At 56.5% G+C, this 10,301-nt stretch carries 10 protein-coding genes and 4 pseudogenes; 9 read left to right on the top strand and 5 right to left on the bottom strand.

Annotated elements, in window-relative coordinates; genetic code table 11:
- The first annotated feature begins 1 nt into the window (after position 1).
- From FO014_RS09405 to FO014_RS24270, 4 genes and pseudogenes are all read left to right on the top strand, one after another.
- A complete protein-coding gene (locus FO014_RS09405) occupies positions 2-364 on the top strand; it encodes a hypothetical protein (RefSeq protein ID WP_160029206.1) in 363 nt (120 codons plus the stop codon).
- A gap of 91 nt (positions 365-455) precedes the next feature.
- Positions 456-2,501 (top strand): annotated as a pseudogene (locus FO014_RS09400) (VENN motif pre-toxin domain-containing protein); the annotation flags it as partial.
- A 14-nt stretch (positions 2,502-2,515) separates the two neighbouring features.
- Positions 2,516-2,794 (top strand): hypothetical protein, encoded by a 279-nt coding sequence (locus FO014_RS09395; protein WP_246168108.1) that lies wholly within the window; start codon positions 2,516-2,518, stop codon positions 2,792-2,794.
- A gap of 205 nt (positions 2,795-2,999) precedes the next feature.
- Positions 3,000-3,173 (top strand): annotated as a pseudogene (locus FO014_RS24270) (hemagglutinin repeat-containing protein); the annotation flags it as partial.
- A gap of 16 nt (positions 3,174-3,189) precedes the next feature.
- Here the strand turns inward: FO014_RS24270 and FO014_RS09380 are convergent.
- Positions 3,190-4,278: pseudogene (locus tag FO014_RS09380) on the bottom strand (IS3 family transposase).
- Between the two features lie 127 nt (positions 4,279-4,405).
- Between FO014_RS09380 and FO014_RS23940 the strand changes: the two are divergent.
- Positions 4,406-4,456: pseudogene (locus tag FO014_RS23940) on the top strand (hypothetical protein); the annotation flags it as partial.
- A 44-nt stretch (positions 4,457-4,500) separates the two neighbouring features.
- Here the strand turns inward: FO014_RS23940 and FO014_RS23935 are convergent.
- Entirely contained in the window at positions 4,501-5,103 is a 603-nt protein-coding gene (locus FO014_RS23935) for a hypothetical protein (RefSeq protein WP_246168162.1), read from the bottom strand.
- A 72-nt stretch (positions 5,104-5,175) separates the two neighbouring features.
- Positions 5,176-5,868 (bottom strand): B3/B4 domain-containing protein, encoded by a 693-nt coding sequence (locus FO014_RS09370; RefSeq protein ID WP_160029198.1) that lies wholly within the window; start codon positions 5,866-5,868, stop codon positions 5,176-5,178.
- Between the two features lie 43 nt (positions 5,869-5,911).
- Between FO014_RS09370 and FO014_RS09365 the strand changes: the two genes are divergently transcribed.
- Together FO014_RS09365 and FO014_RS09360 are read left to right on the top strand one after the other, a co-directional pair.
- On the top strand, positions 5,912-6,520 hold the full coding sequence (locus tag FO014_RS09365; RefSeq protein ID WP_105229294.1) for a helix-turn-helix domain-containing protein: 609 nt from the start codon (positions 5,912-5,914) through the stop codon (positions 6,518-6,520).
- A gap of 119 nt (positions 6,521-6,639) precedes the next feature.
- Positions 6,640-7,263: a histidine phosphatase family protein gene (locus tag FO014_RS09360; protein WP_105229295.1), complete on the top strand. Its 624-nt coding sequence runs from the start codon at positions 6,640-6,642 to the stop codon at positions 7,261-7,263.
- Positions 7,264-7,270: 7 nt separating this feature from the next.
- On the opposite strand, the gene FO014_RS09355 is transcribed toward FO014_RS09360, so the two are convergent.
- Together FO014_RS09355 and FO014_RS09350 are read right to left on the bottom strand one after the other, a co-directional pair.
- Positions 7,271-8,020: an NAD-dependent epimerase/dehydratase family protein gene (locus FO014_RS09355; RefSeq protein ID WP_105229296.1), complete on the bottom strand. Its 750-nt coding sequence runs from the start codon at positions 8,018-8,020 to the stop codon at positions 7,271-7,273.
- Between the two features lie 301 nt (positions 8,021-8,321).
- Complete coding sequence (locus FO014_RS09350; protein ID WP_105229297.1) at positions 8,322-8,927, bottom strand: HD domain-containing protein; 606 nt, start codon at positions 8,925-8,927, stop codon at positions 8,322-8,324.
- A 111-nt stretch (positions 8,928-9,038) separates the two neighbouring features.
- Here FO014_RS09350 and FO014_RS09345 point away from each other — a divergent pair, with 111 nt between their 5' ends.
- Together FO014_RS09345 and FO014_RS09340 are read left to right on the top strand one after the other, a co-directional pair.
- A complete protein-coding gene (locus FO014_RS09345) occupies positions 9,039-9,497 on the top strand; it encodes a MarR family winged helix-turn-helix transcriptional regulator (protein WP_105229298.1) in 459 nt (152 codons plus the stop codon).
- Between the two features lie 158 nt (positions 9,498-9,655).
- Positions 9,656-10,081: an organic hydroperoxide resistance protein gene (locus FO014_RS09340; protein ID WP_105229299.1), complete on the top strand. Its 426-nt coding sequence runs from the start codon at positions 9,656-9,658 to the stop codon at positions 10,079-10,081.
- Positions 10,082-10,301: the final 220 nt, after the last annotated feature.

Genomic DNA, 10,301 nt, shown 5'->3' with positions numbered 1-10,301 from the left:
AATGTCAATTGATATAGCATGTTACACGTCAATAAGTATTGATGAGCTGAGGGAAAGGTTAAGTGTGGTGAGAGCAAAGTACGACCATCTCTTTGATGGCCCGTATCTTATGTTTGATCCACATATAATTTTAAATCGCCAACAGCTTGCGCTGATTGATGATCGTGTTGAAAAATACAATCAAGAGACTAAGTTATTAATTGCTGAAGAATTTGGACTAAAAGAGCCAAAGTCTTATTTTTTTATAGCTGTGAATGATAAATCCTTCCCTGAGTTGAATACTTCTGAAATAGCAGATGTGTTCAGGCAAGAGTTAGGGGAAGGAAATATCATTGTGCTTTTAAATGGCGAAGATCTAATCTAGACCTTGTGATGAATCCCGGCCAACTGGCCGGGATCTTTGCTTCTACGCCTTGAAAGCCTCATATTCCCGCAGCTGCAACCGGATCACACCGGGTGCAGCGGTGAGCGGCGAGCAGGTGAGTGCGGACGTCGGGCGCAACCTGACGTTGCAGAGCCAGCAGGACAGCGATCGCTATGACGCGAAGCAGACCAGCGTCAGCGGCGGGGTGAGCGTGCCGATCGGTGCGGGCAGTGGTTCAGTGAACCTGAGCGCCAGCCGCGACAAACTGCACAGCAATTACGACAGCGTGCAGGAACAGACGGGGATCTTTGCCGGCAAGGGCGGTTTTGACGTCAAGGTGGGCGAGCACACCCAGCTGGACGGGGCAGTGCTGGCCAGTACGGCGGACAAGGAGAAGAACCGGCTGGAGACGGGGACGCTGGGCTTTAAGGATATTCACAATCAGGCGGACTTCAAGGCCGAACACAGCGGCGGTTCGCTGAGCACCGGCGGCCCGGTGGGTAAAGATCTGCTGACCAATATGGCGGGCGGCATGCTGTCGGGTGCCAATAACAGCGGCCATGCGGAAGGCACCACCCAGGCGGCGGTGAGCGAGGGGACGATTGTCATTCGCGAGCAGGATAAACAGCAGCAGGACGTGGCGGAGCTGAGCCGGGATACGGAGAATGCCAACGGGAGCATCGGGCCGATCTTCGATAAAGAGAAGGAGCAGAACCGGCTGCGGGAAGCGCAGCTGATTGGCGAGATTGGCGGCATGGCGATGGACGTCATCAGCACGCAGGGCGATCTAAACGGCCTGAAGGCGGCGAAGGAGAAACATCCGGGATGGAGTGCGGATGAGCTGCGGGAGACGAAAGAGTACCAGGCGGCGATGAAGGAGTACGGCACGGGCAGCGACCTGCATAAGGCGGCGCAGGCGCTGACCGGTGCGCTGACGGCGCTGGCGGGTAATAACCTGGCGGGTGCGCTGGCAAGCGGCGCGTCGCCGTATCTGGCGACGGAAATCAAGAAGCTGACGACCAATCCGCTGACCGGTGAAGTGAATGTTGCGGCGAATGCGATGGCGCACGCGGTGCTGGGGGCGGTGACCGCGCAGTTGAACAACCAGTCGGCGGTAGCCGGCGGGTTGGGAGCCGGCGGTGGTGAACTGGCGGCGCGGTATATTGCCGGCCAGCTGTTCCCGGGCAAGAAGGTAAGCGAGCTGAGTGAAAGTGAGAAGCAGCAGGTGAGCGCGCTGAGCCAGTTGGCGGCAGGACTTGCGGGCGGGCTGGTGACGGGCGATACTGCAGGTGGCGTGACGGCGGCACAGACCGGGAAGAATGCGGTTGAGAATAATGCGCTGAATGCGGATCAATCGCTAGCCTTCGATAAAGAACTGTCGGAATGCCGGAAAGGTGGGGGTAACTGTCAGGGCGTCATTGATAAATGGAAGAACATCAGTGATAAGCAAAGTGCTGAAACCGATCAGAAGCTGAAAGATAACCCACTTGAAGCACAGGTTGTTGATAAGGAAGTGGCTCAGGGCGGTGTTGATATGGCAGAGCGTCCGGGCTGGCTGGGTAAGATCCCAGAAGTGGATGTAATGACCAGCGATGAGGCAAAGGCTTACGTTCGGGAGTGGAACGGCCAGGATCTGGCGAATATTGATGTAAACAGTCCTGACTGGACGAAGTTTGCAGCGTTCGCATCTGACCCGGAAAATCAGGCAGCGGTAGCATCTTTGGGGATGTTAGGTAAAGACCTTGTTTCGATAGCAAAAAATACCGTTGTGACAAAATCTTTATTTAAAGAAATGACGGCTCAAGGTATTAAATTTACACCTGAAAATGTTGTTGGAGCAGCAAGAGATAGTAGTGGAAAAATTATTTTCCTTGAGAAGGGTAATTCTAAAGCAGGACTACAACATATTGTCAAAGAACATGGTAGTCAATTTTCGCAAATAGGTGTACCAGAGGCGCGTATTCCTGATGTGGTAATGAAGGCCGTCACTGATGGTAAAATAGTTGGTTATCAAGGGACTGGCACTGGTCGGCCAATATATGAAACTATGATAAATGGTAAGAAGTACAATATAGCCGTCACTGTAGGTAATAACGGATTTATTGTAGGTGCTAACTTGCGAGGTTCAGTCAAGTGAAGACAATAAAATTGATGGCTGATTATCATTGTCACCCATTATGGGGAACAACTCCGGAAGACTTGGGTGATATATCTCCTGAAGAGCTGCCGATATCATCGGAGTTAAAACACAATCTCAGGAAATGGGCTGAGCGGTATGATGCCATACTTAATATGGATGATCCGATGTCGTCTGGTTTCAAAAATGAAAGGGAAGAAAAACAATTTATTGATGATGGTTATAAACTGGCTCTTCTTCTTCAGGAAGAGCTTGGGGATAGTTATAATATTATTTACCATTCTGAGTATTAAGTAATCCCGGCCAATTGGCCGGGATCTTTGCTGTTATGCCCTAAAATCTCCCACTTCCCGCTGCTGCAACCGGATCACACCGGGTGCGGCGGTGAGTTCCAGTTGTTCCGCGCTGGTAATGCCGGATGCGGTGAGCCAGTCGCTACCGATGATCAGTTGGCCGTTCTCCCGTACCCAATCCGCTCCCAAATCTTGCCGTTGCTGGGGCGCGCAGGTGAGCGCGGAGGTCGGGCGCAACCTGACGTTGCAGAGCCAGCAGGACAGCGATCGCTATGACGCGAAGCAGACCAGCGTCAGCGGCGGGGTGAGCGTGCCGATCGGTGCGGGCAGTGGTTCAGCGAACCTGAGCGCCAGCCGCGACAAACTGCACAGCAATTACTGTAAGCACACCGGTTTTAGTTCCAGGCACTTTTTGAGATTTCCGGTTTTTCAGCCATCAACCGGTACTCTTCTGGCGTCAGGTTGTTCAGGGATTCATGAGGCCGCTCGCTGTTATATTCAGCCAGCCAGCACTCCGTAATTTCCCGCGCTTCATTCAGGGTTCTGAACAGATAAAAATCCAGTATCTCTGTCCGGTATGTCCGGTTAAAACGCTCGATAAACGCATTCTGCGTCGGCTTTCCCGGCTTGATGAATTCCAGCAACACACCATGTTCTTCGGCCCATTGCGCCAGTGCCAGTGAGACCAGTTCTGGCCGGATAGCCGCGGTTTGCCACTATCCTGTCCAGCACTCTCACGACGCGTTGCGCCGGGATATTCAGGTCAATTTCTATCGCCAGCGCTTCACGGTTAAAATCATCCACCACATTGAAGGTCCGGAAGCGTCTGCCACACACCAGCGCATCATGCATAAAATCTATCGACCAGCTCTGGTTAAGTGCTTCCGGCGTCGCCAGAGGAGCCGGATTGCGCACCGGCAGACGTTGCTTTCCCTTACGGCGAAAATTCAGTTTCAGCAGGCAGTAAATCCGGTGAACGCGTTTATGGTTCCACCTGTTGCCCTGCCTGCGCAGCAACTGGAACAGCTTCTTAAAGCCGTATCGCGGATAGCGCTCCGCCAGTTCAGTCAGCGCCTGGATCACCGGCTCATCGCGCCGGGTATCGGGCTGGTAAAAATACACCGTCCTGCTCAGCGATAACGTCCTGCATGCCTGGCGTACGCTCATCGAAAACATCTCTTTCACATAGCTGACGAGCTCACGCTTTATCGCTGGTTTTAAAGCTTTTTTTCAATGACGTCTTTTAACGCGCGATTTTCCAGACTCAGGTCGGCAAACATCTGTTTGAGACGGCGGTTTTCGTCCTCAAGATCCTTCATCTTTTTGATATCAGAGGCTTCCATGCCGCCATACTTCGCTTTCCAGTTATAGTACGAAGCCTCAGATATTCCCGCTTCGCGGCAGACATCTTTGACGGTACGTCCGGCTTCAACAGACTTCAGAACAGTGATGATCTGGTGCTCGGTAAATCGGGCTTTACGCATGGTGATCTCCTCAGGGACATAATCAGTATGTCGGAAGATCTCTAAAAGTGAATGGTTCGTTTTGCAGGGATGCTTACACAGCCAGCTGCAGGCGGGCAAGGACGTCAGTCTGGAAGCGGCGCGGGATGTGAACCTGGTGTCAGCGAAGAACAACGAGTTCCTGACTGGTAAAAACAGCAGCAAGAGGGCAGCGTCGGCCAGCGCGTTATCCTTACTGCGACATCAAAAAACCACCGGCGGCACAGTTTGCCGGCTCAACGTGGCCGCCCGCTGCAAGGCGTGCCGATCGCCTTGCTCGCTTTCGGTTTTTCCCCCGGAGAAAGTACGCAGCGCCAGCATCTTGCCGACTTTTTCGCCGTCAACGGCAAACAGCTGCTCGGCCTGGGTGCCCATATGCGTTTTGGAGGTGACATAAATCGCAGGCCGGTTGTTAACCGTGACGAAAGCGGCCTTGCCGAGCGTCCTGCCGTAATAGCGCACGGCCGTCATGCCTGAGAACGTCTCGTTGGCCCCGATGCGCACCAGATAAGGCTGTTCATCAAACCCGGCGTCGACAATCAGATTGACCACGCACAGATCGTTGGCGCAATCGACGATGTGTAATTTGGGTTTTCGCCCTTCCTTGATGACGTTGGTCCAACCGCCTTTTTCCATGCTGTCGCTATAGGCCTGATAAAACGCGGAGCGAAAGGCGTCTTGTCTGTCCGGCGTCAGCGCTATCGGGGCGGCGTTGGAAAAGGCCGGCAGGCAGGCGGCGATGCCGAGCAGCACTCCGGCCAGTTTCCCGAACAATTTATTACTGTTGGCTGATTGTCGGTAAGGCATGCGGCGTTCCCTCTCATTGAAAAATATCTCGGCGCCACAAAAGTGTAGCAGCGCCAGAGAGGGGATTCCTGACTACGCTCCCGGCCCGATCAACTGCCGCTGGACTGCCGCGCCGGGCATCATCGCCTCCAGCCCCTGGATCAGCGCGTCGCCGGCCTGCTGCAGCGCCTCGAGCGGCATCTCCGGCAGGCTTTCGAGGATAAACCACATCAGCGGGCTTTCCACGCTCAGGCGGGTTCTGACGCCCTGACGCCAGTTCCAGCGCCGGCAGGTGACGCCGGTATCATCACGCCATACCACTTCCCCCGCTTCCGGCGCTTCGTGGGCCGGCTGCCCCTCTTTGATGGTGTCGAACAGCTCTGTGCCGTCGGCGATGACCAGCCGCGGCTGACCGGCGTAGGCGGCCAGGTTCTCGCCGCCGACCGGCACCGCATAGCGCAGGCTGACCGCGTTGTAGAGATCCACCACCGGGTCGATGGCGGGCATCATGCCGTCGCGCTGTACGCGTTTGCGCAGCGCCAGTGCCGAACAGGGGGTGCGTTTGGGTTTGGCGCCGAATGCCTTGAACACGTTATCCCAGGCCGCCAGATGCGCGTCCGCCCACGTCGGCTCGCCGGCCATCACCGCCTGGCAGGCCTGCTGCAGCGCGGTTTCCCCGACGTCAGGGTGGCGTACCGGCGCGGGTTCCACCAGAATGCTCAGCGCCCGGAAGGCTGGCGCAAGGCGGGTAATCTGCGGATCGATTGACGGGGTGACGCTAGGCATAGAATAATCCTGTAATGACCAATTTATTGCATACTAGCGACCAATGACCAAAAAAGTCAATAAAACGACCGAAGCGGGGGCCGATGTCGTCTCGGTAAGCGCCGCCGTCGCCGGGCGTATCCGGGAGTTTCGCCGTCAGCAGAAGCTGTCGCTCGACGAACTGTCGCGCCGCGCCGGCATCAGCAAAGGCATGCTGGTGGAGGTGGAGAAAGCGCAGGCTAACCCCAGCATCGCCATTTTGTGCAAAATCGCCGCCGCGATGGGGCTGTCCGTCGCCGATATTGTCGATGTCGCCAGTAAACCGCAGGCGCACCTGATCTCACAGCAGGACATTCCCACGCTGTGGCACGGACCGCAGGGCGGCAGCGCCCGGCTGCTGGCCGGCACCAGCGGCCCGGATATGCTGGAGCTTTGGCGCTGGGACATGCAGCCCGGTGAAGATTTTGCCTCAGAGGGGCATCCGGCAGGCACCACGGAACTGCTGCATGTTGAAAGCGGTAGTCTGACTGTGCAGGTCGGCGATGTGTCGCTGACGGTGCCGGCGGGCAGCTCCGCCGTCGCCAAAACCGATGTGCCGCACGCCTACCGCAATCAGGGCGCGGATGTGCTGGTGTTCACCATGACGGTGATGGAACGCCATATTTATCAGTAGCCTGATAACGTGATAGCGGCCGTTGCCGTGATTTACCGCTTGTAAAACATTTGGTGATATGTGAGCCAGCACTTTTATCACGATGAACTATAGTTAACCTTCATCACGGAGGGGGAGCTATGCGCTTTATCGTCATCAGGCATGCAGAATCACAGGGAAGTCGCGAAGGGATCATTCAGGGACAGCATGACAGCCCGGTGACGGCCGATGGCTATCGCCAGATCGCAGCACTGATGGCGGCGCTGAAAGACACCACGCTGACGCAGATTTTCAGTTCTCCTTCCGGCCGGGCAATGACCACCGCGCAGGCGCTGGCGGCGCACTGCAAGTGCGTTGTGCGCAGCGATGAGCGCCTCTATGAACAACATTTCGGCTGTTATCAGGGCCAATCCTACCATCAGGCCATCTCCAGCGACCCAAGCGGTTTCGCCCGTATTTTTGCCGGCGAACCGACGGCGACTGCGCCGCAGGGCGAGTCGGCGCTGCAGGTGGTACAGCGGCTGATGTCTTTTTTCCGCAGTTTCCCCGCCGGCTCCTGCGGCACCGCCGGGGTGGTGACGCACGGCCATGCCATTCAGGCGCTGATCTGGCAGTTACAGGGCGCCAACCCCAAAGAAGAAACCAGCAAGTACGGCCATCTGAGCGGCAGCTATTCGATTGTTGAAGCCGGCAGTCAGGGGCTGACGCTGCAGCACTGGGGCATCGCCAGCCATTTACGCGCGTTGCGCCGCTCGCCGATCTGAGCAACGCTCAGACAAACCCCAATAAACGGAAAGCATCATCCTGCGGGTGATAATCCAGCAGGCGGGAGGTTTCCTCCAGCGACAGCCGTTTGTAGCGGTTGTCGGAGATGCCGTGCACTACCGCATAATGCACACCATCGACGCGAATACAGCGGTCCAGCAGGTCGGCAGCGTCGCGGTGGCTGAGGAAGGCGCTCATATCGCGGGCGCTGACCTGCTGGCCCGGCTCCAGCGTGCAGAAGTTGGCGAGACGCACCGACAGCGCGGATAATCCCTCCTGATAGGCAAAATAGGCGGCGATGCCTTCGCCGAACGCCTTGCTGGCACCGTACAGGTTTTTCGGTCGCGGCGCGTCGTCCGGCCGCACCTGATAATCCAGCGGATAGCCTTCCACCGCCTGCGCGCTGCTGGCGAACACCACGCGCCGGCAGCCGGCGTCTTTGGCGGCGCGGAAGATATTAAAGGTGCCGAGGATATTGTTGTCTTTGAGCGAGCCGCAAAAATCGGCGTCGGGCGAGGGGTCGGCGGCCAGGTGCAGCACGGTGTCGATGCCGTCGCAGGCGCGGCGGCAGGCCTGCAGATCGCGGATGTCGCAGGCGATGATTTCATCATGCGCGCCGATATCGGTCAGGAGGGCGGTATCGCGCTCCGCCAGCCGCAGCGCATGGCGTCCGGCGATAGCCCGTCGATAGACGGTGGCCACCCGGCCTCCGGCGCCGGTAATCAGGATACGTCCTATCTCATTACGCAACGTCATGGCTTTTAATCCCTAAAGCAAATTACGCTGGTCCAGTAATAATCCCATGAAGTATTTTTGTCCAGAATAATATTAATAATTCTGATGGTTATTGTTGGTAAGACCGCTGAAGGGATAGGTAACGCGCTGATGTAAAATATTTTACATACAGACGGCTGAAAATAACGCTATTTTACGTCAGGGTATGGATATAAATACCGAGTTTTCACCCGGTTATTTCTCCGCCACCGCCGGCAGCGCACGCCTGGTGGTAGATTATTTAGTTAGTTAATCTTATCTATTGGCGGGTGTTGTCCGGCGCTCAGGCGGATGCGCGTTCACTGTCGCGGTAGCGCTGACGCGCATGCTCAAACCAACTGGCGGGTACGCTGTGCGGAGGCAGCAGCAGCGCCGCCAGCCCCTGTTCGACGATATGGTGGGCCTGCTGCCAGAGTTGGCGATCCCCTTCGGTGAGCACTTCCAGCAGGCGCTGTTTTTCAATCAGATAGGTGCGGGCGAAGTGGCTGTCGTAGGTCAGCAGCGAGCGGGTGTTGTCGATCAAATCCGCCAGCTTGATGGTTTTTGCCTGCGGTGAGGCCTGCGCGCTGTGGCGTCGGTCGTCATTCTTACGCTGGTAACGGTTGCCGCTGCCGGGCGTGCTGACGTTGGTCAGCATGCCGACCAGTTCCGCCACCTGCGGGCCAAAGCGGCTTTCCAGGTCGGCCAGCGTGGTTGGCGTGTCTTCCACCGTGTCGTGCAGCCAGGCCGCCGCCAGCATTTCGTCGGTATGGGGAACGCTGCGGACCAGCTCCATCACCGCCTGCGGATGCACAATATAGGGATCATTGGTGTATTTACGGCGTTGATCGATGGCCGCATGCGCCTTGGTGGCATAGCGGCGCGCACGTTCTACCAGCGTTGCGCTCATGGCTGTTCCCTCCCGTCCTGTGGCACGCAAATGCGTTCCTGTAAATAAAAAAATAGCACAATCGTCGGGTGTTAGCTTGCTATTTTATCGTGTGCTATATATGTTTAAACAATGAAAGATAACAATACATTCAACGAAAAAAACGCGCTGCAGCTCGATCAACAGATGTGTTTCGCGCTCTACTCGGCCAACCTGGCGCTGCATAAGGTGTATCGCAAACTGCTCAGCCAGCTGGAGCTGACCTATCCGCAATATCTGGTGATGCTGGTGCTGTGGGAGCGGGATGAGATCACCGTATCCGATATTGGCGAGCGGCTGTTTCTGGACTCCGCCACGCTGACGCCGCTGCTGAAACGTCTGGAGGCCGCCGGGCTGTTGGTGCGCTATCGTGCCGCCGCCGACGAGCGGCAGGTGATTATTGCGCTGACCGACGCCGGCCGTGCGCTGCGCGCCAAGGCGCAGTCGGTGCCGGAAGCGGTGATGTGTGCTTCTGCCTGTAGCCTGGAGGACGTACAGAGCCTGAAGCAGCAGCTGGAAACGCTGCGCGGCAACCTGCTCGGACAGGTGTAACGCTGGGTGGCGGGCAGCACGCACGATCGTCGATCGTGCGCTAAACTGAAAATGAGTCTGTTAAGTATATAGCGTGCGATTTAATCGCGAGCTCATCTGGCGCCGCGGCATCTATGACGGGCGACGCCTGTTGGCCCACTCGAAAAAAGGAAGCAAAGATGTCTATTGAAAAAGTTGTGTACCGCGCTCATGCAAAAGCCACCGGCGGCCGTGATGGTCGTGCTACCTCATCTGACGGCGTACTGGACGTGAAACTGGGCGTGCCGAAAGAGATGGGCGGCGCCGGCGGCGAGGTCACCAACCCGGAACAGCTGTTTGCCGCAGGGTATTCCGCCTGTTTTCTCGGCGCGCTGAAGTTCGTCGCGGCGAAGGAAAAGGTCAAAATTCCTGCCGATGCCGCCATTGAGGGCACGGTGGGCATCGGAGAAATCCCGAACGGTTTCGGCATTGAAGTGCAGTTGGATATCAGTCTGCCGGGGGTTGAGCGCAGCGTGGCGGAAGATCTGGTGCAGAAAGCGCACGTGGTTTGCCCATATTCCAATGCCACCCGTGGCAATATTGATGTTATATTAAACGTGAAATAACGCGTTCGAGCGCTGATCAATGGAGGGGAAACCCTCCATTTTTTGTTTTTTCTCCTGCCTCGCCCCGCGTCCTGAAGCGGCAACACGCCCATTGCTTAAGAATCATCCTGATTCTCGACTAAAAAATAGGGCTTATTGTCGATCGGCTGAACCTGCCGACGCATTGAGTGTCTGAATGGTTTCAGAACAGTTTAAAAGTCCCCCGGAGTTACCGCGTTGC

It is taken from the genome of Serratia rhizosphaerae (assembly GCF_009817885.1).
GTDB classification, from domain to species: domain Bacteria; phylum Pseudomonadota; class Gammaproteobacteria; order Enterobacterales; family Enterobacteriaceae; genus Serratia_B; species Serratia_B rhizosphaerae.
The sequence above is the reverse complement of the archived record's forward strand: the minus strand, read 5'-3'. Positions and strand labels throughout refer to the sequence as shown.

Excerpts from the sequence above, each read along its gene's own strand:
- FO014_RS09395 (WP_246168108.1), top strand. The coding sequence starts at position 2,516 with ATGGCTGATTATCATTGTCACCCATTATGGGGAACAACTCCGGAAGAC.
- FO014_RS09360 (WP_105229295.1), top strand. The coding sequence starts at position 6,640 with ATGCGCTTTATCGTCATCAGGCATGCAGAATCACAGGGAAGTCGCGAA.
- FO014_RS09350 (WP_105229297.1), bottom strand. The coding sequence starts at position 8,927 with ATGAGCGCAACGCTGGTAGAACGTGCGCGCCGCTATGCCACCAAGGCG.
- FO014_RS23935 (WP_246168162.1), bottom strand. The coding sequence starts at position 5,103 with ATGCCTTACCGACAATCAGCCAACAGTAATAAATTGTTCGGGAAACTG.
- FO014_RS09370 (WP_160029198.1), bottom strand. The coding sequence starts at position 5,868 with ATGCCTAGCGTCACCCCGTCAATCGATCCGCAGATTACCCGCCTTGCG.
- FO014_RS09340 (WP_105229299.1), top strand. The coding sequence starts at position 9,656 with ATGTCTATTGAAAAAGTTGTGTACCGCGCTCATGCAAAAGCCACCGGC.
- FO014_RS09365 (WP_105229294.1), top strand. The coding sequence starts at position 5,912 with ATGACCAAAAAAGTCAATAAAACGACCGAAGCGGGGGCCGATGTCGTC.
- FO014_RS09405 (WP_160029206.1), top strand. The coding sequence starts at position 2 with ATGTCAATTGATATAGCATGTTACACGTCAATAAGTATTGATGAGCTG.
- FO014_RS09345 (WP_105229298.1), top strand. The coding sequence starts at position 9,039 with ATGAAAGATAACAATACATTCAACGAAAAAAACGCGCTGCAGCTCGAT.
- FO014_RS09355 (WP_105229296.1), bottom strand. The coding sequence starts at position 8,020 with ATGACGTTGCGTAATGAGATAGGACGTATCCTGATTACCGGCGCCGGA.